Source organism: Lachnoclostridium sp. Marseille-P6806 (assembly GCF_964238185.1).
GTDB lineage: Bacteria > Bacillota > Clostridia > Lachnospirales > Lachnospiraceae > Brotaphodocola.
Genome location: NZ_CAXSLG010000003.1, coordinates 25,097 through 50,841, shown reverse-complemented (window position 1 = coordinate 50,841; position 25,745 = coordinate 25,097). Strand labels below are relative to the sequence as shown.

Sequence of the window (25,745 nt, the reverse complement as noted above, 5' to 3'; positions counted from 1 at the left end):
TTTCTGAGTTATCATTCCGCAATGGAATGAGAAAGGGTAAAATTATGAGCGAAAAAAAGACAAAAGAATTTTCAGTTAAAACGCTGTTGATCCTTGCCGGGTCGTATGTATCTTTCGGAATCGGAGCGGGATTCGCAACCGGAGCAGAACTGTTACAGTTCTGGGCATCTCATGGAGCATCAGCCATTTTCGGACTGATTATGTCCTCGGCGCTGATACTGTTGTGTATTGCAGTTGTTTCCAGAGACTGTAGAAAATATAAACTTGCAAATATGGAAATGATGTACAAACATTATTGTGGAAAATATATCGGAACTGCGATTCAGTGGTTTAATACGCTGACCTTTTTCCTGATGGTCGGAAGTATGATCGCCGGAGGAGCAGCTTCTTTACATCAGGCTTTTAATCTCCCGGTATTTGCGGGAACGGTCATCATGTTGGCGGCTGTGCTTGGAACCAGTATGCTGGGTATGAAGAGACTGACAGATATTCTGGGAAATATTGCACCGATCATTATGCTTGCCGTTGTGATCATCTGTATCTACAGCTACATTAATGGAACCGACGCATTTACAGTAGGTGACCAATTGATCCGTGCAAAGAGCGGATTGTCCATGTCCGGGAACCTGTTCTTCAGTGCGATTTTGAATTTCACATATGTGGTACTGAATATGAGTGCTTACAGCGCGAATGTATCTACAAGAGCAGAACATCAGAAAGAGCTGGTATGGGGAAATGTACTTGGCCAAGGCGTGACAGTACTGTCCCAGATCTTTATCTTTATCGCATTTATATTAAATGCTTCGATTGTTGCGGGAGCAGACATTCCGCTTCTGATGCTGGCACAGAGACTGGGAACCGCATTCTATGCATTTTACGGAATCATCGTAGTGCTGGCAACTTATACGACGGCAACCGGAATGGCATGGGTGGCTGCATCTAATATTCAGCCGGAATCTAGCAAATGGTATAAACTGACGGTTGCAGCGGTATGTATCGGAGCTTTTGTATTTTCAAACTTCGGATCTTTCGGAGTTTTAATGAACTTTGTAATGAAATTTGTATCTTATCTGGGTGTCGTATTTTCTGTTTGCGTGATCGTGTCCAAGATTTACCGTGCAATCAAAGAGTCCAAAGAAAGTGCGGCAAATCAGGAATAAGTCTGGTATAATAAGTTCAATGGCAGGAAGAGAAAGATTGCGACACCGTCAGAAATGACCGGGAAAATCAGAAATGAAATTGGATTCAGAAAAATCAGCAGAATAAGTAGGAGAACTGAAATGTGGAATCAGTGTGAAACATATGGAGAATTGCTCCAGAGCTTTGATGAAGGATATGAATTGTGCTATCAGTATGATTCCATGCCACACCAATATGGAAAGGAAATTCTGTATCAGTCGGAGATGCATTTCCTTCAGGCAGTCGGAGATAACCCATCGGTAACCATCACAGTGATTGCCCAGCAGTTGGGAAAAACCAAGAGTGCATGTTCACAGATGGTGCGCAAGCTGGTAAAGAAAGAACTTCTGATCCAGGAGCGAAATGAAAAAAATAACCGGGAATATTATCTCAACCTGACGAAGCGCGGAAGGGAAATTTACGAAGCACATAAAGAATTTGATGAAAAATGTATGCAGAGAACTTACGAAAGTCTGACAGATTTTACAGAGGAAGAGCTTCGGAATTATATCTCCGTCCAGAAAGCACTGAATCAGGTGTTTCAGAAGGATGTGGATGAGAACGGAGTCCTGGAAGTCGCCGGAAAAAAGAAGAAAAAATAAGAGCGAAACAAGAGGCAGCATCGGTCGAAAAAACCGGTGCTGTTTTTTCCAGGCATACAACAAAAAGGTTCAGTGCCCCTTTTTAGTTCATGACAATAGAATGTTCTCGGAACGTGTATTCTATTGTTTGGTGAAAGAACATTGAAACCGCGTCAGGACCGCCTCATATATAGAAGAGATCCTGCGAAAGTGGGAACAATCCGTGAAAGGGAATTCTGAATTTATAAAGAATTGTTGAAAAATCAGACGATACGGAGTACGGAAAGGTTGGCTTCTGCAAGGGCTGTCTTGCCTGCCTGAAGTTGGGGCACTGCGTCATCCAGGACGATGCCGTGGAAATTGCCGCCAAAAGGTGTTCCCAAAAAGCGACAAGGTGGATCACAAGAAAGTAACCTTTCACAACCGCTACGGCATCACATTGGCGGCGGATTCTGAGCAGGCACGCTTTGAAAAGCGAAAAGCGCTGAACACGCAGCGCACAGAAGATTGTGCAGGAAATCCTGAAAGAGGACGAACAGAAGAAAGAGCAGCTGCATGAGCGGAAGTGCAGCAGGAAGAAGAAAATAGACAGAGCAGTTGATGATGGAATGTCCGGAGATTTATCTTGCTCACTAACTAAGTTTTTTTGACTAAGTTGGTAATTTGCATTTTTCAAGATGACCCTGAAATCTGTTGCTGTTGAGGAAATTTCAGGATTATATACCGCTATATATCCAGGCAACTTTTCGATTTCCCCGTCGATTTTGCGTAGGCCACTTCCAAGGCGCTCCATGTATTTCATGTGGTGGAACAGGTCAGCAATCACAAGGCTTTCGCTGTGTTGAACGGATACTTCGTAGTGTCAAAAACAATTTGGAAAATAAAAACGAAAAAACTGTTTTTAGATGAGAACTACCTATGAAAATACTCCGCACACCGCACAAGGACTCCCATTATTCAAGCATCACAAGCCTCGTTGGGAAACCAACGGGGTATTTTTTTTTGCCCCAATCCAACTGCATAGGACACTAAAAAAGTCAAAATCAAGTGGAAGAATACAAAAATATTGAAAAAATAGAATTTCAGGACAAATATAGTATTGCTGAAAATCCAGGTATAAAATTCACAAAGTATCTTGTAGATTTGAAAGCTACCCAGGCTTTTACAAAGGATAAGGAAAAATCCGATAAGATAAATAAATGGTTTCATGCATTCGAGGATATTTTAAAGAAAGTTTTTGAAGATAAAAATCTCCAGTTACATTTCAATGATGAAACATTTCAGTTTTCTATCTATGCGACAGATAGAGAGCCTTTTGATTTTAATACAATGTCCAGTGGTTATGCAGCAATTTTTGAGATTATTAATGATCTGATTATAAGAATGGAGGCAAAGTCATGATTGCGGACAGAATTTGATATGGAAGGTGTCGTTCTAGTAGATGAAATTGAGACCCATCTGCATTTAGAGCTGCAGAAAAAGATACTTCCTATTCTAACAACTCTTTTTCCTAATATTCAATTTATTATTACAACACATGCTCCATTTATTTTAAGTTCCTTAGATAATACGGTTATTTATGATTTACAGAGCAGAACTTTGGTAGAAAATGGTTTGGAAAATTTACCCTATGAAGGAATTGTGGAAGGATATTTTAAGGCTGATACATTATCAGCAGAGTTAAGAGGAAAATTTGAGAGATATAAAGATTTAGTTGCTAAGGAAAAGTTATCAGATAAAGAATATGAAGAAATCGATAAACTGGAATTCTATTTAGATGAAATCCCGGATTATCTTGCAAAAGAATTGACATCAGAATATAGCCGATTGAAATTAGAATTTTCAAATAGGGGGTAAGGTCAGTGATTAAGATAGAGAGAAATCCTGTTCCGCCTCCATTGTTGGCTATTGAAGAACAAAAGACGAAAGGGATTTATAATAAGCCAGATGTCATACAGAGATTAAAAGAAGATTCACATGATAAGTGTTATATTTGTGAATTGGGAGGGTTATCAGATCCGGAAGTAGAACATTTAAAGCCCCATCATGGACGGACAATCCCAGAGAGAATTTTTGATTGGAATAATTTATTTTATGTGTGTCCTCACTGTAACAAGATTAAAAAAGAATCAAAATATGACGATAAAATCATAGATTGTTGTAAAGAAGATCCAGAAAAGATGTTAGAGCAGTGCTATGAAGAGGGACATGTAAATGTACATAATATTGTGGATGAAGAGCGGGCGATTATGACTGCAGATCTTATACAGGAATGTTTTGAAAAACGCAATACAGGGATTTGGGAAGCAGCTTGTCAACACAGAATTGATCGCTTGGCAGAAGAGATGAATATTCTATATAAAACATTGGAAAAGCATAAGAGAAATCCAGAATTATTGAGGTATAAAAGAAGTTTAAGATCTACATTAAGTAGAAATAGTATATTTGCGGCTTTTAAAAGAAATTATGTGAGAAAACATATTTCAGATTATCCGGATTTAGAGGAATTCTTAGTGTAATTTGAGGTGTTCTGAGGAGTAATGAGAAGCCATGTATTTGTAACGTGTTTGCAAATACCACATTCCAGAAATCTAGTAAAATTAAGTCTTCAGTAAAATCAAGACTCCCCAGTTACCTAAATGTTAATTTCAGTTCTCCAAGATATAATTTCTTGTCTCGGGACAATTTAATACGAGTTACGACTCCTCAGGACTTTGATTCTGGGGAGTTTTTTCGTTGTGGCAGTTGACAAAATTTTTTATAAGCAGGAAGAATGATATGGGGAGCTAACAGAAGAATCTGTTCGAACTGTGGTAGAAAAATGAAATAGCGGTTTACTGGAAAAGGGATGGAGACTTTTTTGAAAGAACATCAAACAAGGTTTTTGCACTGGAAAGGAAAACGAACGGCAATAAGTCTCTGCCATAAGATGCAAAATTAAAGAAATCCAATAGATTTTCTTATAGGTTAACGAAAGATAACATTGCGAGATTAAAATCTGAAAGATACTGTATGGTTGCTCAATTAACGGAGTGTGCAGGAGTTGGTTTTGGAAAGATATATCGTATAAGAGATAGAACCGTAGAGAAAATAAAACATGGAATGAAAAGAATCTTGGAATGATGCGTGTTTGAAAAAGAATTTGCGGTTTTGCAAATGATTAAAGAGGCAAGATATTTATTTAGTCTGTATTCAACAGGTCTTATGATTATTTAAATATGAAATCCTTGTAATGGTAATATGTAGTAGAGTATAATGCTAGAAAGCGGTTATGTGAAAAGAGGAAGTTTACTATTTTGATAAATGAGAAGGATGTAAATAAAATGGAATTTGATTTCGGAAATGCGAATGAACAGCAAAAGGAAGCGATTAGAACGATGGAAGGTCCACTTCTTGTTATAGCTGGTCCAGGTACAGGTAAAACATTTACATTAGTAAAACGGATAGCATACATGATAACTGTTGCCAATGTCAAGCCGGAAGAAATAATGGTGGCTACATTTACCGAAAAGGCGGCTAAGGAGCTTGTAACGAGGCTCACAAATGAATTATGTGAGATAGGCAGAAATATCAATTTAAACGAAATGTACGTTGGAACATTTCACTCTATTTGTCTGCGTATAATAAAAGAAAATTTGGAATATACACGATTCAAAAAAAATTATAGGGTGTTAGATCAGTTTGAACAAATATATACGATATTTCAGCATATAGATCGTTTTTATAGATTGCCTCATTATGATGATTTATTTGCAAACAATAAAAGGGCATGGTTACAGGCAAAAGAAATAGCAATGTATGCTAGTAAATTATTAGAAGAAGGAGTTGATATTGGTGCGATGCTCCAAGATAAAGATTTGAAGATAGTAGCTATTGCAAATATTTTAAAGGAGTATACATCTATTCTTTATGAAGAAAATCTCATGGATTTTACAAGTATTCAAACAAGTGCATATCAATTGCTAAAAGAAAATAGTGAGATTTTAGAGAAAGTTAAAAGAAAAGTTAAATACATAATGGTAGATGAATATCAAGATAGTAATTCTATACAGGAAAAATTGATTTTTCTTTTAGAGGAAAAGAATATTTGTGTTGTTGGAGATGATGATCAAGCGCTATACCGATTTCGTGGGGCTACTATTAGAAATATTCTAGAATTCCCAAATTATTTTAAAAAAAACGAATGCAAGAAAATAACTCTTGAGATTAATTATCGTTCGGAAAAGCAAATTATTGATTTTTATAATGGATGGATGCGTAATACAGAAGGTTTTTCATGGAAGAAAAAATTTCGATTTGAAAAAGAAATTTCGCCTGGAAAAAAGAAATATTCTACTGATGCTACAGTAGTTAAATGCATTGGGATTGAAGATGAGAAAGATTGGTACGATAATGTTTATAAGTTTATAAGTGAACTGAAAAGAAGCGGTGCTATAAAGAATTATAATCAGATTGCATTTCTTTGCAGGTCAGTTAGAAATTCGGAGGTAGTTAAACTTATTCGATATCTGGAAGAAAAAGATATTCCCGTCTATTCACCACGTTCACAATTGTTTTTTGAGAGAACAGAAATTAAGGAATTGCTAGGAATGTTAATTATGTGCTTTCCAGATTACTATTCACGTTTTAAGATGGATACTATTGTAATTGAGAGTGATCCATATATAGAACTTTATAAATATTATAAAAAGTGTATTGAATCAGCGAAAAAAATTTTATATAAGAATGCAGAAATGAAAGCTTGGCATGAGAATATTCAAAAGAGGCATAGTAGTTTGTCAGAGAATACAAATTATGGATTTTGTGGTCTTTTATATCAACTATTGCAGTTTGAACCGTTTAAATCCTATATGAATGTAAATATTGGAACGGATACGAGCAAAGAACGTGTTGTACGAAATATATCCATTTTGTCTGCGATATTAGGTAAATTTGAGTTTTTGCATTTTGTTGATGTATTTACAGTAAATAATATTATTGATGTCTCAGAACGTTTTTTTAATAAGTATTTGAAAATACTGCTAGAAGAAGGTGTTACCGAGTACGAAGATAATTTAGAATATGCACCAAGAGGATGCGTGTCTTTTATGACGATTCATCAGTCAAAAGGAATGGAATTTCCAGTTGTTATGGTAGATTCTCTTTATGAAAAGCCGACAGGAAATAATGAAGGGGTTCTTAGCATAATAGAGAAGAAATATTTAAAAAAAAGGGATATATTCGAAAATAATAATGATATTAAGTATTTTGATTTTTGGAGATTGTATTATACAGCCTTTTCGAGAGCTCAAAATTTATTAGTTCTTACATGTACAGAATGTTATACGTCTGCAGGAAAGCTAAAGACACCAAGTAGATCTTTTGAAAAAATGTATATCAAACTTAAAAATTATGACGAGGTGGATTTTTCAAATTTTGCTTTTGAAGAGGTTAAATCAGCAAATTTAAAACGTACTTTTTCATTTACTTCACATGTTGAACTTTATGAAAACTGCTCTCTTCAGTATAAATTTTTTAAAGAATTGGGGTTTACAAAAGTTCGTGTAGGAACAGCATTGTTTGGAAGTTTAATACATGAAACACTGAAAGATATAAATCGAGCAGCTATGAGGCATGAAGAAGCGATGCTTACACCTTTAAAATTGCGCCAATGGATTGAAAGAAATTATATAACTCTGTCAAATCATGAACATGCGTATTTGGGGAAGAAACAAATTGATGCTGCATATAATCAGATTCAAGCATATGTAAATCGCATAAATAATGGGAAATTAGTTTATGGTACAAAGGGAAGCTTTTGGAATTATATACAGGATACAGAGGTGGATGTTAGTATAATAAGACCCAATAATTATATTCTAAAAGGGACTGTGGATTTAATATGTGGTGATGGTGATTCCTTAGAAATTTATGATTTTAAGTCTGAGAGTAAACCGGATTTAGAGAAAAATATTAGAATGATCAATAGATATAAGCGTCAACTGGAGGTTTATTCATATTTACTGGAAGAACGCACTGGAAAACATGTTAGTAAGATGCATTTGTACTATACAGGGGAAGAGAAGGGGGATCCTATAGTAACTTTTGAAAAATCTAATGAATCTATTAATGATACAATAAAAGAATTCGATGAAGTGGTCGAAAAAATTCAAAAGCATGAATTCATTACAAAAGCAAATGATAAAAAATTATGTGAAAATTGTGATATGAGATATTTGTGTGGAAAATTAATGAAAAAATAAAAACAGAAATTAATAGCAAGAGAAATAATTTTTTCAAAAAGAGACTAGATTTTTATTTGAAATTTTTGAAAATAGAAATTAAACACATTAGTGGGAATTAGTTACAGAATATGTAATAGGTAACACTATATCTCCGGCGGTGGCTGTTGAATATTACGTTATATTACCTGATAAATGTGGATTTATCAACTCAGTAAAAGATGTATTTATTTAGATACTTTTCTTTTTTCTGTACAGAATTTTATACTAGGAAACTGTCTCAATATAGTGTATAATGAAAAGATAGCAAAGCAAAGGCGAGGAGCGGAGGGAAGAGAATGACGATATACAGCAGCCAGCGTCCGGCAACGGCTGAAGAAGTTTATCAGGATATCTGTGACCGGATTACTAATCTTCAGCTGAAGCCAGGGCAGAAGATCAGTGAAAATCAGATGAGTGAGGAATATGGAGTTTCCCGTTCCGTGATTCGGACGGTGTTCACGCGTCTGAGCCAGCGAAAGCTGATTGAGGTGTATCCGCAGCGAGGAACGTATGTCAGCAAAATCGATCTTGATTTTATTGCGGATTTGCTGCTTTTGAGAACAGCGATTGAAAAAGAGGTCTTGTATGAGATCTTTGAAACTATGGATGAGAGCCAGAGGCAGGGGTTGATGGCAGATCTGAGGAAAAATCTGGATAAGCAGAAGGAGTTCTACAATTCCAGCGGTTATGATTCGGATTTTAAAACTCTGGATTCAGAGTTTCACAAGATGCTGGTAGACAGTGTGCATAGACACAATTTGATGGAGCTGATGGCAGAGCATATGATTCACATTGCCAGATGGAGGAATTTTGATGTTACCTTTGCACATCGGGTTCCAGAATTGATAGAGGAGCATGAGGCGATTTATCAGGCGATTGAAGTGAACAGAGGCGGGAGAGCCATGAAAGCTATGTCAGCTCATCTGGAGACGATTTCCAAGATTTCTGAAACAGCCAGAGCGGAGTATCCGGAGTATTTTTTATAGAGATTGTGCATTCTGCTTAATTTCTAAAAAAAATATAAAATACCTATTTACATTTCAGCTAATATTTGATAATATATTATCAGTAAGAGTGATTGTTCATGTTTCGATGGTAAATATGAACAATTTTTTCAGAGCACATTGTATACTAGAATTCAAGAGTACAATGTGTTAAAATTTTTTCGAAAACTTGTATACTAGTATGTAAAATAAAAGAATGTAGTTGTAGATATATGCTAGGATGCAAGATATTATTTTTTCTTCGAATTGTTAAAAAATAGACAAAGAGGTTGAAGCTATGTACACACTTGGAATTGATATTGGATCCACCACTTCAAAATGTATTATTTTGAAGGATGGAACGGAAATTGCAGGAAAATCCATTGTTGTGGCAGGGACAGGAACAGATGGCCCTCATTTGGCGCTGGAAGAGGTGCTGAAGGACGCAGGGCTGACCAGAGATGATATTGCCTGTACTATTGCCACCGGATACGGCAGAAAATTATTTGAGGAGGCGGAAGGCGAGGTCAGCGAGTTAAGCTGCCATGCCAGAGGCGTCCATTTCGTTTTTCCGGATGTTCACACGGTGATTGATATCGGAGGACAGGATGCCAAGGTGCTTTCTCTGAATGAAAAAGGCCGTATGATGAATTTTGTTATGAATGACAAGTGTGCGGCAGGAACAGGAAGGTTTCTGGATGTTATGGCAAACATCCTGAAGCTGGATATTTCGCAGCTGGAGGTAGAGGCGGCCAAATCAGAGAATCCGGCCAGTATTTCCAGTACCTGTACGGTGTTTGCTGAGTCAGAGGTGATTTCTCAGCTGGCGGCAGGAACAAATCTTCCGGATCTGGTGGCAGGCATTTGCCAGTCCGTAGCAACAAGAGTGGCTTCCCTGGTCAGAAGAGCAGGAGTCAGAGAAAAGGTATGCATGAGCGGCGGCGTAGCCAGAAATGCCGGCGTGAGAAATGCTATGGCGAAGGAGCTTGGGGTTGAGATTGCATACAATGACATGGCCCAACTCATGGGTGCGCTGGGAGCTTCCCTGTACGCTTATGATAAAATAAAGAGTGGCGAAAACACTGCTCAATAAAAGGAATGAAACATAAAGGAGGTTTTCATTATGGGTGAAGAAGTAAAGAAAAGCAGACCTGCACCAGATCCGAATTCAGCGAAATTCAAACTGGGACAGATTGCAGCGAAGGCTTACAGCGACGCCATAGAGGCAAAGGCCAGAGGCGAAATGGTAGGTTGGTGCGCCAGTAACTTCCCGGTAGAGATTCCGGAAACACTGGGACTGTATGTCTGCTATCCGGAGAACCAGGCAGCAGCAATTGCAGCCAGAGGCGGCGGCGAGAGAATGTGTAATATCAGTGAAGGCGAGGGCTATTCCAATGATATCTGCGCATATGCAAGAACTTCTCTTGCATACATGAAGGTAAAGGATGCTCCGGAACAGAACATGCCTCTTCCTGATTTCGTTCTGTGCTGCAACAACATCTGTAACTGTATGATTAAATGGTATGAGAATATTTCTAAGGAACTGAATATTCCCATGATTATGATTGATATTCCGTTTAATCCGGATTATGAAGTATCTGATGCAGAGGTTGAGTACATAAAGGCTCAGTTCTGGGATGCGATTCACCAGCTGGAGGAGTACACCGGAAAGAAATGGAGCGATGAGCGCTTCAAAGAGGTTATGGAGATTTCCGGACGTTCCAGCCGTGCATGGCTGGAGGCAACAGAGCAGGCAAAATATACACCGTCTCCGTTCAATGGCTTCGACCTGTTAAACCACATGGCAGTTATGGTTACTGCCCGCGGTAAGAAAGAAGCTGCTGACGCAATGGAAACCCTGTTAAAGGAATACAAAGAGAATCATGAAAAAGGAACCTCCACATTCCGCGCAGAGGAAAAATACCGCATCATGTTTGAAGGTATTGCCTGCTGGCCGTGGCTGAGAGTAACCTCCACCGGTTTAAAGAGCAGAGGCATTAACATGGTAACCACCATTTATGCAGATGCATTCGGATTTATCTATGATGACTTTGACGGAATGTGCCGGGCTTACGCAAACGTACCGAATGCCATGAACCTGGAACACGCAAGAGATAAACGAATCAAGCTTTGTAAGGATAACCATGTAGAGGGACTTCTGGTTCATACCAACCGTTCCTGTAAGCTGTGGTCCGGATTTATGCCGGAGATGAGCAGACAGATTGGTGAGGCCTGCGATATTCCGGTAGCTTCCTTCGACGGCGATCAGGCAGACCCGAGAAACTTCTCCGAGGCTCAGTATGATACCCGCGTTCAGGGCCTGATGGAAATTATGGAAGCAAACAAAGGAGGTAATTAAAATGGCAGTAAAGGAATTATTTGCGCAGCTTCATGAGGTTGCCGCAGCTCCGAAAAAGCAGCTGGAAAAATATCTGGCTGAGGGCAAAAAGGTTGTAGCTGTTGCTCCCGTTTACACTCCTCAGGAAATTATTCATTCTATGGGAATGGTTCCCATGGGCGTATGGGGCGCCGACATGGAACTGAATGAGTCCAAGAAGTATTATCCGGCTTTCATCTGCTCCATTATGCAGTCTATTCTGGAGCTGGGACTGAAGGGCGAGTATGACGGAGTTTCCGCCATCATCATTCCTTCTCTGTGCGACTCCTTAAAGACCCTGGGACAGAACTGGAAATATGCAGTAAAGGATATTCCGTTTATTCCCATGACTTATCCGCAGAACCGGAAACCGGCTTACGGCGTAAAGTTTACAAGAGACGGTTATATAAGAGTTATCCGTGATTTAGAGGCAGCAACCGGCGCTCATTTTTCTGAATTTGCACTGGCTGAGTCTAACCGGATTTACAACGAGCACAATGCAGTTATGAGAGAGTTTGCAGAGCTTGCTTCAGAGGCAGAGATTACTGCTGCTGAGAGAAGCGATGTATTCAAGAGTGCATGGTTTATGCTTCCGGAAGAGCATACGGCTGTTGTTAAGCAGATTAATGAGGAACTGAAGAAGGGGCCGAAGGCAGAGGGCAAGGTTCGTGTTCTGGTAAGCGGAATTCTTGCAGATTCTCCGAACCTGTTAAAGATTTTTGATGACAACGGCATTAAGGTTGTTTTTGATGATGTGGCTCATGAATCCAGACAGTACAAGACCGATATTCCGGAGATGGATAATCCGATTGATGCACTGGCTCAGAAATTTGCAGATATGGACAACTGCACACTGCTTTATGATAAGGATAAAAAGCGTGTGGACTACATTGTAGAGCAGGCAAAGAAACACGATGCCAAGGGTGTGATTGTTCTGATGACCAAATTCTGTGATCCGGAAGAGTTTGACTATGTTCCGATTAAGAGAGCATGTGATGCAGCCGGTCTCATGAACCTGAATATTGAAGTTGACCGTCAGATGGTAAACTACGAGCAGGCCAATACGATGATTCAGGCGTTTAAGGAAATGTTCTGATTGTCTTCAAAAATAAAAAATGTTTGGTTGAGTACTGGATAAAAGAAAAGCCGGTTATAGATAAGATGCAGAAATATAACGACTAGTGCATATCATCTGTAGCCAGCTCTTCTTTCTATAAAAGAGATATACTCAATGCACAGAAAAGAAAAAGAGGAACTAATTATGATTAGTAAAGATAAAATGTCGGTTACAGTTGGTGTAGCTTTTGTATGGTTTACTACACAGTTCGGAGGTGGTTTTGCATCAGGTAACCAGTTAAGACAGTACTTTGTACAGTTTGGCGTATGGGCATTTGCAACCTGTATTTTAGCACAGTTTATTGGCGCTTTTTATCAGTGGTACGGACTGCGCTATGCAAAGAAGCACAACGTATATGACTACAGAAGCTTTAATAACAGCTTTTACGGCAAATATTCGCCGATTTTTTCCAATCTGTATGAGCTGGTGTATATTGTAACGATCTGTGTTGCTCCGGCAGCTGCCTTTGCAACCGGTGTAAGTACTATGGAAAGTGCATTCGGCATTAACCATTGGGTAGGAACTGCTTTTGTAGGCGTGTTTATCTTCATAGTTGCCGTTTACGGTACCAACGTTGTACGTAAGGTGGCATCCACTCTTTCGGTTCTGATTGTTGCAGGATTGCTTATTGTATATATCCCCAACATTATTGCTCAGTGGGGCGATATTTCTGCAAATATTGCAGCAAGTGCAGCAAATCCAGCTCCTGCAGGAAAGGCTTTATGGACCAGCATCGTGTATGCTGCATTCCAGCTTGCTGCTATTGGACTGCTGTTCCAGCATGCAAAGCCTTTTGAAAGTCCAGATGATGCAAAGACTTCTATGGTTTATGGATTCTTCGTAAATAGCATTACCTGTCTGATGGCAGTTCTTGGTCTGATGGCAATTACCAATGATCCGAACTTTGCAACTGAGAGTATTCCGCTGCTGATTCTGGTAAACAGAGGCGTTGCACCGTCTATATTAAGACCGATTATCTCTATCTTGATCGTTCTTGGTTCTGTTTCTACAGCAGTAAATATGATTGCAGGTATGTCTAATCGTGTATGTACTTCTCTGGATAAGAACTTTGATCCGACTGCAAAACCAGGAAAAAACGTTATTATTGTTACCCTGGTATGTACTATTTTAGCATTCCTGATTGCTCAGCTCGGTCTGAACAAGATCGTAGCAGTTGGTTATGCTTATCTTGGGTACCTGACGATTCCGGTTATTATGATTCCATATGTAGTACATATGATTGCTACAAAGTTTGATACAAAATAAAACAAATGGTATAGGGTATAGTAAAAAGGAGTTGGAGTATGGAAATATTATTTGTCATCCTAAGTTTAGTGTTACTTATATTTTTATGCTTTAAAGGGGTTCCGATTTTCTTTTCAGCCATGATTTCTGGTATATTCTTGCTACTTACAGCAGGAATGAATCCGGTAGAGCAAATGACAACTACTTATGTTAATGGATTAGCTGGATACTTTGGAAAGTTTTTCTTTATCTTTGTACTGGGTTCATTATTTGGAAAGCTAACCGATATTAGTGGGGCTGCTGATGCCATCGCGAAGACAATTATAGATAAGTTGGGGGATAAATTTATCATTCCGTCTATCGTTATTGCAGGTGCAGTGTTAACATACGGTGGTGTTTCTGTTTTCGTTTGTATGTTTACATTATATCCTCTTATGGTTTCCCTGTTTAAGAGAGGAGATATTTCCAGAACTTTAATTCCAGCAGTTTATTTTGCAGGAGCAGGAACCTTTACGGGAATGATGCCAGGATCTCCACAGATTCAGAACTTGATGCCAGGACAGATTCTTGGTACCCCAGCAACAGCAGCAATGCTTCCGGGTATGCTTGCAGCTGCTTTTGAAGCAGTCCTCGTTTTTGTATTCATTATTTGGTATACAAATCGAAGCAAGAAAAAAGGTATGCATTTTGAAATGACGGAAAAGGATAGAGCAATGCTGGAACTGAAGGCAAGTAAGGAATTGCCAGGATTTTTTATTGCATTACTCCCGATGCTGATTCTTCTGGTTGCATTGAATGTTCTTAAGTTAAGTGCAGAGTTAGCATTGTTTGTAGGTTTTATTTCTGGATTAATTTGCTACAGTAAATTTATTCCGTGGAAAGATATTTGGAAACACCTGAGTGATGGTACAAAGGATGGAACTGGCTCTTTGTTCAATACATCTGCAGTAGTTGGTTTTGGATCTTTGGTACAGGCAACTCCGGCATTTGCAACATTGATTTCTTCTGTTACCAACATTGGCGGAAGCCCATTAATCGCATCTGGATTAGCTGTTACCATGTTAGCTGGTGTTTGCGGTTCTGGTTCAGGCGGATTGGGAATTGCGTTACCTATTATAAAAGATTATTTTGTACCGATGGGAGTGAATGTAGAAGCTCTTCACAGAGTATCTGCACTGGCAAGTTTAGGACTGGATTCTCTTCCTCATAATGGATTGGTAGTTTCTGTTCTTAATGTAACAGAAAATAACCATAAGCAGTCTTATTTCCCGATTTTTGTTACTACATGTGTAATTCCGTTATTAACATTAGTCTTTTTAATTGCTTTATTCTATGCATTTGGAATGGCATAAAATTTGTGGAGAAAGGAGGACATAATATGTTTATAGATTTTCCGGAAATACATACTCCTATTCAAGGAATAGATTTGGTTCCTATCCCTAATATGGTGACAATTAGACAAAGCTATGATCCTACAAAAATAGAAGACATTAAAGGACATATGCAGAAAGAACTCGAGGAGGTCGAAAATAAAGAATCTTATAAAGGAAAGAGAATTTGTTTAACAGCTGGAAGTCGAGGAATTCCTGATTTAGATTTGATGTTAAGAACGATTTGTGATACACTGAAATCATGGGGAGCAGATCCATTTATCATTCCGTCGATGGGAAGCCATGGTGGTGCTACTGCTGAGGGACAGCTGGAAATGTTGGCTGGATATAATATTACAGAAGAAACGATGGGTGTCCCGATTTTATCTTCTATGGAAGTAATTCAATATGGTGAATTAAATGGAATTCCACTGTATTGTGATAAGTATGCTTACGAATCGGATGGTATTGTTATTTTTAACAAAGTGAAACCACATACAGATTTCAGAGGTCCACATGAAAGTGGTCTGGCAAAGATGATTGCTATCGGAATTGCAAAGCATAAAGGTGCATCAATGTTCCATAGTTTTGGCTTTCATCGCTTTACAGAGCTGATACCACCTGTTGCAGAAATATTTTTAAATAAATGTCCATTTGCATTCGGTGTAGGCGTAGTGCAAAATGCATATGATGATATTTGTAATATTGAGGTATGCAATCGGGATAATTTTATGGATGTCGATGCAAGGCTTTTAAAAATTGCAAAAGAAAAAATGGCTAAATTTAAGTTTGATGATATTGATGTTCTGATTATTGATGAGATAGGTAAGAATATCAGTGGAAATGGCCATGATCCAAACGTGACTGGCAGAAACATTACGCATACGTTTGGCGATACATTGAACTTAAAGAAATTGTTTATAAGAGGAATTACGCCAGAAGCACATCATAATGGATGTGGCCTTGGTTCTGCAGATGTAACGACAAGAAGATGCCTTAATTCTGTTGATTGGGAAGTTACCTGGACAAATGTATTAACCACAGGCTTGATGGATGCATGTCCAATCCCGCTATATGTGAATACAGATAAGGAAGCAGTTTTAATGTGCATTCGATGTTGCCACAATTTGGATTATAGTAAGGCAAGAGTGGTTCACATTAAGAATACGTTATGTTTAGATGAAATACAGGTTTCTGAGCCTCTTTATGAAGCAATAAAGGATATTGATGGAATATCCTATGTAGATGGTCCCAAACCAATGTATTTCGATGAAAATGGAATGATGGATTAATTACGGGGGCTCTTTTGAGCCCTCTGGATCTTACCAAAACTAGTATACAAGTATACGTTGATGCCTCAACGACAGGGGAGCAGATTATGAGTCTAGTTTCTAAAACAATCGGAACAATCCTGCGAGAGCGGGCCGAAAAAACTCCGGACTGTCCGGGAATCGGATATCGGGATTATCTGTATTCCTGGAAAGAAATGGATGAAATTTCTGATTTTCTGGCAGTCAGATATCTGGAACTGGGAATCAGAAAAGGAAGCCATGCAGCCATATGGAGCGTCAACAGCCCCAACTGGGTGTTTTGCTTTTTTGCCTTGCTGAAGATAGGTGCAGCGGCAGTGTTGGTCAACACCTGTTATAAGGAAAATGAGCTGGAGGGAATTTTACGGGATAATGATATAGAGTATCTGTTTCACGGATATGGCTGTAAAAGCACTGTATATGAAGATCTTCTAAAGAAGATTCCTGTAGAAACCCTTCCATACCTGAAAAAAATTGTTCCTCTGGAGGAGGATCCGGCAAATAAATGGTATCAGAGAGCCGGATTTCCTCTGGAACTCTCCGGTCGGGAAAAGAAGAAGCTTGACGAAAGAAAAGCTGAGGTAATGCCGGAGGATACGGCCTGTATTATGTTTACGTCAGGCACAACCAGCAGACCGAAAGGGGTAATGCTGTCTCATTTCAGCCTGGTGAATAACTCGGCAGAGATTGCCAGACAGATGCGCTGGAGTCAGAAGGACAAGCTGTGTATTTCCGTACCGTTGTTTCACTGCTTTGGAATAACAGCGGGAATTCTCTGCTGTATTCACAGCGGGGCTCAGGCTCATCTTCTGAAATACTATAAAACAATAGATGTACTGGAACAGGTGCAGAAGTACCGGTGTACAGTGCTCAATGGTGTCCCTACCATGTTTCTGGCAATTCTTCATAACCAGAACCGTCCACAGTATGATCTTTCTTCTCTGGAAAGCGGTATTATTGCAGGTTCTCCTGTGCTTCCGGTGGAATACGAGGAAATCTGCCGGGAACTGGGAATGAAGCATTTGCAGGTGTCCTATGGGCAGACAGAGGCTTCTCCCTGTATTGCAATTTCAGACTATGAAGATTCTCTGGAGTTAAAATCCCACACATCAGGGCGTCCGATTCCAGATATTGAGTTTGCGATACAGCAGTCCGATGCCACCCGGAATGAGTCGGTGGAGGGCTGCCGTAAAGATGTTTGTGGACGGTATGCGGGAATCTGCGGAGAGATTGTGGTCCGGGGATATAATGTGATGCAGGGCTATTATAAACGGCCGGAGGAAACAAAGGCGGCTGTGGATCCGGATGGATGGCTGCACACAGGGGATCTTGGTTATGTGGATGAGAATGGATGTCTTCATGTAACCGGAAGAATGAAAGAAATGATTATTCGAAGCGGGGAAAATATTTCTCCCGCAGAAATAGAAAACTGTATTATTGAAATGCCGGAAGTGGAAGAGGTAAAGGTAATCGGCATTCCTGCAAAGGTTCTGCAGGAAGAGATTGCAGCCTGTATTATTCCAAAGAACGGAGCTGTGATTGATGAGGAAAAGGTAAGGTCTTATGTAAAATCCCGCCTTTCTGATTACAAGGTTCCAAAGTACGTTCTGACATTTCAAAACTTTCCAATCAACGCCAGCGGAAAAGTCCTTTCCAGGGAACTTCGAGTTCAGGCAGGCGAAATGATAAACCTAAAACATTAAGGAGGAACAAGCATGTATTTTACAGAACAGCATGAGTTAGTGAGGAAATTGGCCAGAGAATTTGCTGAGACAGAGCTGACCAAGGAAATCCTTGACGAGGTAGAGGAATCCGAGGTATTCCCGGAAGAAATTCTAGACAAAATGGCAAAGGCCGGATTTTTTGGAATTAAGGTTCCGAAGGAGTATGGCGGCCAGGGCGCAGACGCACGCTCCTATGTAATCGTTATGGAAGAGATGGCAAGAGTCAGCGGTGTAGCAAGCATTTATGTTTCTTCTCCCAACTCCTTATCCGGCGGCCCGTTCCTGCTTTCTGGAACAGAAGAGCAGAAGGCAAAATATCTGACACCGGTTGTAAAGGGTGAAAAGAAAGTCTGCTTTGCACTGACAGAGCCGGGCGCCGGTTCCGATGCAGGCGGCATGACTACAACAGCAGTAAAGGATGGAGATTACTATATTTTAAATGGTCGTAAGACCTTTATTACCATGGCTCCTCTGGCAGACTGGGCAGTTGTTTATGCAAAAACCGATATGACCAAAGGAACCAGAGGAATTTCTGCTTTCGTAGTAGACATGAAGCTTCCGGGCGTTTCCTGCGGAAAGCCGGAGAACAAGATGGGTGTAATCGGATGTGCTACCAGTGATATTATTCTGGATAACGTAAGAGTACATAAGAGCGATCTGCTGGGCGAAGAAGGAAAAGGCTTTATCAATGCAATGAAGACTCTGGATACAGGTCGTCTGGGTGTTGCAGCTCAGGCTATCGGCGTAGCTCAGGGCGCTTTGGACGAGGCAATTAAATACGCAAAAGAGAGAAAACAGTTTGGCAGAAGAATTGCAGATTTCCAGGCTATCAGTTTCATGATTGCAGATATGGCAACCAAGCTGGAGGCAGCAAAGAATCTGGTATATAAGACTGCTTACTTAATGGATACTCACCAGGATGCGTCTATGGCAGCATCTATGGCCAAATATTATGCAGCAGAGGTCTGCAATGAAATTGCTGCAAAGGCAGTACAGATTCACGGCGGATACGGCTTCATCAAGGATTACAAGGTAGAAAGAATGTATCGTGACTGCCGCGTATTTACGATTTATGAAGGTACCAGCCAGGTACAGCAGATGGTAATCGCAGGAAAATTGCTGAAGAAATAGGAGGAGCTGAGAGAATGAAGATATTAGTATGTGTAAAGCAGGTGCCAGATACCAATGAAGTAAAAATTGATCCGGTAAAGGGAACCCTGATTCGTGACGGCGTGCCCAGTATCTTAAACCCGGATGATGCCAATGCACTGGAGGCAGCTCTTCAGATTAAGGATCAGAATCCGGATGCCACGGTTGCTGTTCTGACCATGGGACCGCCACAGGCAACCTACATGCTGAGAGAGTGCCTTGCTATGGGCGCTGATGAGGCATATCTGTTAAGTGACCGGGCATTCGGCGGCGCAGATACCTGCGCAACCTCTACCACCATTGCGGCAGGTATCCGCAAGGTTGGAGATGTAGATGTTATTTTTGCCGGACGTCAGGCAATCGACGGAGATACTGCTCAGGTTGGCCCGCAGGTGGCACAGAGACTGGGTCTTCCGGTTGTAACCTACGTTCAGGATATTCAGATGGGCGATGGCAAGGCTGTTGTTCAGAGACAGCTGGAGGATGGATATGAGATCATCGAGGTACAGACTCCCTGCCTGCTGACTGCAGTAAAAGAGCTGAACCAGCCCAGATACATGAGCATCGGCGGCATCGTTGATGCATATAAGAAAGAAATTACTGTTTGGGATCACAATGCAGTAGAGCTGGATCCGAAGGACTGCGGCCTTAATGCATCCCCGACCCAGGTGTTCCGTTCCTTTACACCGCCGCAGAAGGGCAAAGGCGAGATGTTAAGCGGAACCATTCAGGAAATGAGTGCGGTACTTGTTGACAAGCTGAGAGAGAAACACTATATCTAAAGGGAAAGGATGTATAGAAAATGGCAGTAAATGTAATCAAAGAAAAATGTAAAGGCTGTTCCATCTGCGTAAAGAACTGTCCTTTTGAAGCAATTACCATGGAAAACAAGATCGCAGTCATTGGCGCTGCCTGTACTGGATGCGGTGTCTGCGTAGAGAAATGTCCTTTCAAGGCTATTGAGAAAACAGAGGAAGAGCGGGAAGTAAAGGATTTAAGCGCATATAAGGATGTATGGGTATTTGCAGAGCAGAGAGACGGCGTGATTATGCCGGTTGTTATCGAGCTGCTGGGCGAGGGAAAGAAGCTGGCAAACGAAGTAGGATGTAATCTCTGCGCAGTTCTCTGCGGACATCATGTAGAAGGTCTGGCAGATCAGCTGTTTGAGTATGGCGCAGATAAGGTATATGTGGCAGATCATGAAGAGCTGGCAACCTATCGTACCGATGCATACACCAAGGTAATCAACGATGCCATTGAGGAATATAAGCCGGAGATCGTGCTGTTAGGCGCAACTCATATCGGACGTGATCTGGGTCCCTGTCTGGCAGTTAAGGCAAATACCGGTCTGACTGCAGACTGCACCAAGCTGGAGATTGATCCGGAAGATAAGAAGATCAAACAGACCCGTCCGGCATTCGGCGGAAACTTAATGGCTACCATCGTATGCCCGAACCATCGTCCGCAGATGTCTACTGTCAGACCGGGCGTTATGGAAAAAGCAGCATTTGAGGAAGGCCGCAAGGGCGAGCTGATTAAGCTGAACGTAGAGTTTAAGGAAGGCGACATTCGTACCAAGGTTCTTGAAATTGTGAAGACCATGAAGGATACCGTATCCCTGACTGACGCTGAGATTATTGTATCTGGCGGTATGGGTCTTGGAAAGCCTGAAGGCTTTGAGCTGTTAAAGCAGCTGGCTGACAAGCTGGGCGGAATTGTTGCAGCTTCCAGAGCAGCAGTTGATGCAGGCTGGATTGACCATGCATATCAGGTTGGTCAGACAGGAACCACAGTAAAACCGAAAATTTATATTGCCTGCGGTATTTCCGGCGCGATTCAGCATGTAGCAGGTATGCAGAATTCCGAGCAGATTATTGCAATCAATACCAATGAGAATGCTCCTATCTTTGAAATTGCAGACTACGGCATTGTAGGAGATCTGTATAAAGTAATTCCGGCTATTATGGAAGCACTGGATAAATAAGCTGGAAAAAACGGGAAACAAAGCAGAGTATAAAGGAGGATATAGCAATGAGTAAAAAGTTACTGGAAGGTGTAAAAGTTGTAGAGCTTGCTACCTTTATTGCAGCAGCAGGCGCAGGCCGTTTTATGGCAGACTGCGGTGCAGACGTTATTAAAATTGAGTCTGCAAAGGGTGATCCGCTGAGACATACCGCTCCCTCCGAGGGAAGACCTCTGGATATGTATGAGAATACAACCTGGGATTTGGAGAACGGAAATAAGAGATGTATTTCTCTGAACATGAAAACTCCGGAAGGTAAAGAGGCTTTCTTTAAACTGCTGGAGGATGCAGACGTTCTGATTACCAACTGGAGAATACAGGCTCTGCAGAGAGCAGGTCTTGACTATGAGACTCTGAAGGTAAGATTCCCGAAGCTGGTTTACGCAATCGTTACCGGTTACGGTGAGTATGGTCCGGATAAGGATCTTCCGGGATTTGACTTTACCGCATTCTTTGCAAGAGGCGGATATCTGGATTCCCTGCGTCAGAGAGGAACCGTTCCCTTTAACGTTGTTCCCGGCGTTGGCGATCACAACGTAGCAATGAACCTGGCTGCTGGTATCCTGGCTGCTCTGTATCATGCAAAGCTGACCGGCGAAGGCGAGAAGGTTGAAACCTCTCTGTTTGAGACTGCTGTATACAACATGGGTATGATGGTTCAGGCTGCAAACTACGAAGGTATTGCACAGCAGTATCCAATCAATATCCGTGAGGGTGCAAACCCCTTCAACTCTGCATGGAGAACTGCAGATGACAGATTTATTCAGACCTGTATGCCAGATTACAACATGTACTATAAGCAGTTTATGAAAGCTCTGGGAAGAGAAGATCTGATTGACGATGAGAGATACTTCCCGATTCAGAATCTGCAGGCAAAGGGCCTTGGTACTGAGATGTACGATATCTGTATGGAAGCTATGAGCAAAAAGACAGCAGCTGAGTGGCAGCCAATTCTGAAAGAAGCAGACGTGGCATTCAGCCTGGCACAGTCCTGGAGCGAGATTCTGGAAGACGAGCAGGCATGGGCCAACAACTGTCTGTACAAGATGCAGTATGACAACGGCAATACCAGAACCCTGGTAAGACCGCCGGTAAAATTCCAGGAGATGGGTGTTCCGGAATACAAGGGCGGCCCGCTGATTGGTGAGCAGGGTCCGGAGATTCTGAAGGATCTGGGATACACCGATGAGCAGATTCAGGAATATCAGGAAAAGGGCATTCTGTTTGTCTGGAAGGATGACAGAAAGTAATAAACAAAGTGAAGCAGGTTGCGGAAGATATTTATGAAGTAAAGTTGCCTCTTGCAGGTTCTTCTTTGAAGGAGCTGAGCAGCTATATCATAAAGGGCCAAGAAAAAAACTGTATCATTGATGTGGGATTTGAGACAGAGGAATGTACGAGAATTCTTCAGGAAGCAGTTGACGCGTTGGCTTTGGATCGAAGTAAAACAGATATCCTCCTTACTCATTCCCATCGAGATCACTGCGGCAATCTGCCGAATCTGTATCAGCAGTTCGGCAGAATCCGCTGCAGTGCCTGGGATGCCATGGAGATTACAGGACAGGATCCTGTATCCAGAGAGGCATATATGGAAAATAGCTTTCTAAAATGTGGGATTCCAGGAAAGCTTCTGGAGTATATGCCTCCGCAGAGTGATATTTCTGTTCCTGTTCCGCCGGAAAAGATTTCCGTGGCAGAGGAGCAGGATGTGTTTTCTTATGGAAGGTATCGCTTTCGCGTACTTGATTTGAAGGGGCATATGCCCGGGATGATTGGATTCTACGATGAAGGCGCGGGGATTTTCTTTTGCGGCGATCATGTACTGAATAAAATAACGCCTAATATTGGCTATTATAAGGAAGGCGATCATTCGCTGGCCAATTATATTAACAATCTGAAAAAAATCAGAAACCTTCCGGTAACTCATGTGTTTCCGGCTCATCGAGGGGAAATTTCCTGTCTTTCTGAGCGGGTGGATGAGATTTTGGAGCATCACAGAGAACGTCTGGATGAAATAACAGGTGTTCTTTCTGCAAAGCCCATGTGTGCCTTTGAGGCAGCCGGAAAAATGACCTGGTATTATAAAGAAGGGAATTTTCAAAACTATCCTCTGGTGATGAAATGGATGGCTACTTCTGAGATTCTTGCACATTTGCAGTATTTATGGGAGCAGGGAGAGGTCAGCCGTTTTGGCGGTCCGGGAGAAACATATATTTACCGATATGGAAGCTGATAGAGAGAAAGCAGGCCGCAGCAGGAGGCGGTTTGTATGGGGCTATCGGGAAATAGATAGTTCTAAATAAGGGCAGATGTGACTCATGCGAGTCACATCTGCCCTTAAAACTTTTCCATAAAAGAAACATAAAATCTCCAGTTATATAAAGCTGCAGGATCATGAAAAACGGAAATCACGTGCGTGCACAGAAGAAATTGGAAAGTATTACAACATGAAAACGCAGATATTTGAGGTGTATGGACGTTCCGATTGCAGTGGCTGCGGACATAAAGCAAAATATTTTTATAAATATGATGATGAAAAAGATGCAGAGAAAAATAAGGTCATGAAGATCAAGAAAATGACGGTTTTCGACGTTTCAATTACCGGACATCCGAAAAAGTATATAAAGAATTCATGCTGTATGCGATTGGAAGAAATATAGATAAATATCATCGTTTTCTTCATGATGAGATCAAGAAATTTGAAGGAAAAACCGAAGAAAAGACTGCTTAGAAAAAGAGTGCTTTTAAAAATGCAGTTGAGGGGTTTTTGTGCCCTAAAATACATACAGAAAAGAAAAAACAAGAAATTCCCATAGAAGATCAGATATAAAAAACACTGATTTTTACAGGAGATTCTTATTTTAAGAGTTAGAAGATAAAAAACGGTATTTACCGATAGCCCCCTTTGGCATTTTGGCCAGGAAATGAGAGATTTTTCAGAAAGGTATTGCAATATTACAGCCGTTTTATATAATAAGGTGTTGGGGAAAATGTCTTTTGCCCCCGTTTGCTGTCGGAGTGATTTGTACGATATGCAAAATATGTACCAGGAGTAAAAGGATGCAGAAAGTAAGAAATACACGGGTCATGGATATGACAGAGGGAAGTGCGGCGAAACTTTTGTTTGCTTTTGCTCTTCCGATTTTTCTGGGGAATCTGTTTCAGCAGTTTTATAATCTGGCAGACACTGCCATTGCCGGTCATCTGCTGGGAGATGGAGCGCTTGCACAGATTGGTGCGACAGCAGCGCTTTACAGCACAATTACAGGATTTGCCTTTGGCCTGAATACAGGCTTTGCTCTGGTGGTAAGCCGGTTTTTCGGCGCAGGTGATGAGTGGGGAGTCCGCCGGGCATCTGGATGGATGGTGGTGCTGGCTGCCATCTGGGCTGTGGTTTTGACGGGAGGTTTTCTGGCGCTGCGGCATCCTCTGCTGTCTGCTTTGAATACGCCGGATACTGTAATGGAAGGCGCTTTAAGCTATATTACGGTAATCCTGGCAGGAATTCCGCTGACGATGGCCTATAATCTGGAGGCGGGGCTTTTGCGGTCTGTGGGAAACAGTATGACGCCTCTGTATTTCCTGATGTTCAGCTGTGGATTGAATGTGGGACTGGATTATTTATTTATGGGGCCTTTGGGCATGGGAGTGCGGGGCGCGGCGGCAGCGACAGTCATCTCCCAGGGAATCAGCGCAGCAATGGGCTTTGTCTATATTGTGCGCAATTATGCCCAGATGCGTTTTAGACTGGAGGATTTAAAAGCAGCGCCGGAGCTTTCCGGAGAAATGTTTGTGACTGGCCTTAGTATGGCGATGATGAGTACGATTTACAGCATTGGAAGCGTGATTCTGCAGAGCAGTATCAATGCGCTGGGAAGCGTTTATATTGCGGCCCAGGTAGGTGGACGGCGTCTGGTGGAGTTGTTTATGATGCCGGGCGGAGCTTTGTCTTCCAGCTGCGCTACCTTTGCCAGTCAGAACTTTGGAGCTGGAAAGAGAGGAAGGATTGCCAAAGGAGTAAAGGCGGCTTTTTTCATGTATCTGGCCTGGTGGATTTTTGCTCTGTTTTTTGCGGCTTTTCTTGCACCAGCGGCAGTGGAGCTGATTACAGGAAGCCAGAGCAGGGATGTGATTGCCAATGCGGCTTTGTATATTCGTGTAAGTATTCCTATGTTTCCGCCTATGGGTTTTCTTGTGATTATGAGAAATGCTCTGCAGGGAATGCGGCACAGAATTGCTCCGCTTTTATGCAGCAGCCTGGAGCTGATTGGAAAGGTGATTTTTGGATACTGGATTGTTCCGGTAATGGGCTATCCGGCAGTCTGTGCCTGCGAGCCTGTGACATGGGTAATCTGCTTTCTTTTTATTGCAGGGGCAGCTTTTTGGTGGAGAGAGGAATTTCGTGATTTGGCGTAGCAATTCAG

20 protein-coding genes and 2 pseudogenes are annotated in these 25,745 nt (G+C 41.3%); 21 read left to right on the top strand and 1 reads right to left on the bottom strand.

The features are described 5' to 3' along the window. Positions 1–44 precede the first annotated feature (44 nt). Both ACESON_RS04305 and ACESON_RS04300 read left to right on the top strand, forming a co-directional pair. Positions 45–1,160, top strand: coding sequence for a hypothetical protein (locus tag ACESON_RS04305; protein WP_373108666.1), 1,116 nt, complete (start codon positions 45–47; stop codon positions 1,158–1,160). A gap of 120 nt (positions 1,161–1,280) precedes the next feature. Beyond that, the gene (locus ACESON_RS04300; protein WP_373108665.1) at positions 1,281–1,781 is read left to right on the top strand and encodes a MarR family winged helix-turn-helix transcriptional regulator; all 501 of its coding nucleotides are present in this window, start codon (positions 1,281–1,283) and stop codon (positions 1,779–1,781) included. Positions 1,782–2,412: 631 nt separating this feature from the next. On the opposite strand, the pseudogene ACESON_RS04295 reads toward ACESON_RS04300, so the two are convergent. Next, positions 2,413–2,614, bottom strand: a pseudogene (locus ACESON_RS04295) (ATP-binding protein); the annotation flags it as partial. 193 nt (positions 2,615–2,807) lie between these two features. Here ACESON_RS04295 and ACESON_RS04290 point away from each other — a divergent pair. The 19 genes and pseudogenes from ACESON_RS04290 to ACESON_RS04200 all read left to right on the top strand — a co-directional run bounded on the left by ACESON_RS04290 (position 2,808) and on the right by ACESON_RS04200 (position 25,737). Next, positions 2,808–3,161 (top strand): hypothetical protein, encoded by a 354-nt coding sequence (locus tag ACESON_RS04290; protein ID WP_373108664.1) that lies wholly within the window; start codon positions 2,808–2,810, stop codon positions 3,159–3,161. Then, positions 3,162–3,617, top strand: a complete 456-nt coding sequence (locus ACESON_RS04285) for an AAA family ATPase (RefSeq protein ID WP_373108662.1) — start codon at positions 3,162–3,164, stop codon at positions 3,615–3,617. 5 nt (positions 3,618–3,622) lie between these two features. Further along, positions 3,623–4,279: an HNH endonuclease gene (locus ACESON_RS04280; protein WP_373108661.1), complete on the top strand. Its 657-nt coding sequence runs from the start codon at positions 3,623–3,625 to the stop codon at positions 4,277–4,279. Between the two features lie 777 nt (positions 4,280–5,056). Continuing rightward, positions 5,057–8,002, top strand: a complete 2,946-nt coding sequence (locus ACESON_RS04275; RefSeq protein ID WP_373108660.1) for an ATP-dependent helicase — start codon at positions 5,057–5,059, stop codon at positions 8,000–8,002. A 317-nt stretch (positions 8,003–8,319) separates the two neighbouring features. Beyond that, on the top strand, positions 8,320–9,009 hold the full coding sequence (locus ACESON_RS04270; RefSeq protein ID WP_373108659.1) for a GntR family transcriptional regulator: 690 nt from the start codon (positions 8,320–8,322) through the stop codon (positions 9,007–9,009). 295 nt (positions 9,010–9,304) lie between these two features. Beyond that, positions 9,305–10,099, top strand: a complete 795-nt coding sequence (locus tag ACESON_RS04265) for an acyl-CoA dehydratase activase (protein WP_373108658.1) — start codon at positions 9,305–9,307, stop codon at positions 10,097–10,099. A 30-nt stretch (positions 10,100–10,129) separates the two neighbouring features. After that, a complete protein-coding gene (locus ACESON_RS04260; protein ID WP_373108657.1) occupies positions 10,130–11,365 on the top strand; it encodes a 2-hydroxyacyl-CoA dehydratase subunit D in 1,236 nt (411 codons plus the stop codon). Position 11,366: 1 nt separating this feature from the next. Then, a complete protein-coding gene (locus tag ACESON_RS04255; RefSeq protein ID WP_373108656.1) occupies positions 11,367–12,479 on the top strand; it encodes a 2-hydroxyacyl-CoA dehydratase subunit D in 1,113 nt (370 codons plus the stop codon). Between the two features lie 165 nt (positions 12,480–12,644). Beyond that, positions 12,645–13,766 carry a hypothetical protein gene (locus ACESON_RS04250; protein WP_373108654.1) on the top strand — a complete coding sequence of 374 codons (1,122 nt, stop codon included), beginning with the start codon at positions 12,645–12,647 and terminating at the stop codon, positions 13,764–13,766. Positions 13,767–13,804: 38 nt separating this feature from the next. Beyond that, the gene (locus tag ACESON_RS04245) at positions 13,805–15,097 is read left to right on the top strand and encodes a GntP family permease (protein WP_373108653.1); all 1,293 of its coding nucleotides are present in this window, start codon (positions 13,805–13,807) and stop codon (positions 15,095–15,097) included. A 26-nt stretch (positions 15,098–15,123) separates the two neighbouring features. Beyond that, positions 15,124–16,407, top strand: coding sequence for a hypothetical protein (locus ACESON_RS04240; RefSeq protein ID WP_373108652.1), 1,284 nt, complete (start codon positions 15,124–15,126; stop codon positions 16,405–16,407). 86 nt (positions 16,408–16,493) lie between these two features. Next, entirely contained in the window at positions 16,494–18,128 is a 1,635-nt protein-coding gene (locus ACESON_RS04235) for an AMP-binding protein (protein WP_373108651.1), read from the top strand. Positions 18,129–18,140: 12 nt separating this feature from the next. Beyond that, positions 18,141–19,280 carry an acyl-CoA dehydrogenase family protein gene (locus tag ACESON_RS04230; protein ID WP_177959715.1) on the top strand — a complete coding sequence of 380 codons (1,140 nt, stop codon included), beginning with the start codon at positions 18,141–18,143 and terminating at the stop codon, positions 19,278–19,280. Positions 19,281–19,294: 14 nt separating this feature from the next. Next, a complete protein-coding gene (etfB, locus tag ACESON_RS04225) occupies positions 19,295–20,080 on the top strand; it encodes an electron transfer flavoprotein subunit beta (protein WP_373108650.1) in 786 nt (261 codons plus the stop codon). 20 nt (positions 20,081–20,100) lie between these two features. Beyond that, the gene (locus tag ACESON_RS04220) at positions 20,101–21,282 is read left to right on the top strand and encodes an FAD-binding protein (protein ID WP_177994284.1); all 1,182 of its coding nucleotides are present in this window, start codon (positions 20,101–20,103) and stop codon (positions 21,280–21,282) included. A 47-nt stretch (positions 21,283–21,329) separates the two neighbouring features. After that, positions 21,330–22,571 (top strand): CoA transferase, encoded by a 1,242-nt coding sequence (locus tag ACESON_RS04215; protein ID WP_177959718.1) that lies wholly within the window; start codon positions 21,330–21,332, stop codon positions 22,569–22,571. Between the two features lie 8 nt (positions 22,572–22,579). Continuing rightward, the gene (locus ACESON_RS04210; RefSeq protein WP_373108649.1) at positions 22,580–23,554 is read left to right on the top strand and encodes an MBL fold metallo-hydrolase; all 975 of its coding nucleotides are present in this window, start codon (positions 22,580–22,582) and stop codon (positions 23,552–23,554) included. A 121-nt stretch (positions 23,555–23,675) separates the two neighbouring features. Then, positions 23,676–24,052: pseudogene (locus tag ACESON_RS04205) on the top strand (IS1182 family transposase); the annotation flags it as partial. Positions 24,053–24,381: 329 nt separating this feature from the next. Continuing rightward, positions 24,382–25,737: an MATE family efflux transporter gene (locus ACESON_RS04200; RefSeq protein WP_373108648.1), complete on the top strand. Its 1,356-nt coding sequence runs from the start codon at positions 24,382–24,384 to the stop codon at positions 25,735–25,737. The last annotated feature ends 8 nt before the right edge of the window (positions 25,738–25,745 follow it).

Excerpts from the sequence above, each read along its gene's own strand:
- ACESON_RS04245 (WP_373108653.1), top strand. The coding sequence starts at position 13,805 with ATGGAAATATTATTTGTCATCCTAAGTTTAGTGTTACTTATATTTTTA.
- ACESON_RS04270 (WP_373108659.1), top strand. The coding sequence starts at position 8,320 with ATGACGATATACAGCAGCCAGCGTCCGGCAACGGCTGAAGAAGTTTAT.
- ACESON_RS04220 (WP_177994284.1), top strand. The coding sequence starts at position 20,101 with ATGGCAGTAAATGTAATCAAAGAAAAATGTAAAGGCTGTTCCATCTGC.
- ACESON_RS04260 (WP_373108657.1), top strand. The coding sequence starts at position 10,130 with ATGGGTGAAGAAGTAAAGAAAAGCAGACCTGCACCAGATCCGAATTCA.
- ACESON_RS04305 (WP_373108666.1), top strand. The coding sequence starts at position 45 with ATGAGCGAAAAAAAGACAAAAGAATTTTCAGTTAAAACGCTGTTGATC.
- ACESON_RS04300 (WP_373108665.1), top strand. The coding sequence starts at position 1,281 with ATGTGGAATCAGTGTGAAACATATGGAGAATTGCTCCAGAGCTTTGAT.
- ACESON_RS04250 (WP_373108654.1), top strand. The coding sequence starts at position 12,645 with ATGATTAGTAAAGATAAAATGTCGGTTACAGTTGGTGTAGCTTTTGTA.
- ACESON_RS04265 (WP_373108658.1), top strand. The coding sequence starts at position 9,305 with ATGTACACACTTGGAATTGATATTGGATCCACCACTTCAAAATGTATT.
- ACESON_RS04240 (WP_373108652.1), top strand. The coding sequence starts at position 15,124 with ATGTTTATAGATTTTCCGGAAATACATACTCCTATTCAAGGAATAGAT.
- ACESON_RS04200 (WP_373108648.1), top strand. The coding sequence starts at position 24,382 with ATGCAGAAAGTAAGAAATACACGGGTCATGGATATGACAGAGGGAAGT.
- ACESON_RS04255 (WP_373108656.1), top strand. The coding sequence starts at position 11,367 with ATGGCAGTAAAGGAATTATTTGCGCAGCTTCATGAGGTTGCCGCAGCT.
- etfB (WP_373108650.1), top strand. The coding sequence starts at position 19,295 with ATGAAGATATTAGTATGTGTAAAGCAGGTGCCAGATACCAATGAAGTA.
- ACESON_RS04215 (WP_177959718.1), top strand. The coding sequence starts at position 21,330 with ATGAGTAAAAAGTTACTGGAAGGTGTAAAAGTTGTAGAGCTTGCTACC.
- ACESON_RS04230 (WP_177959715.1), top strand. The coding sequence starts at position 18,141 with ATGTATTTTACAGAACAGCATGAGTTAGTGAGGAAATTGGCCAGAGAA.
- ACESON_RS04235 (WP_373108651.1), top strand. The coding sequence starts at position 16,494 with ATGAGTCTAGTTTCTAAAACAATCGGAACAATCCTGCGAGAGCGGGCC.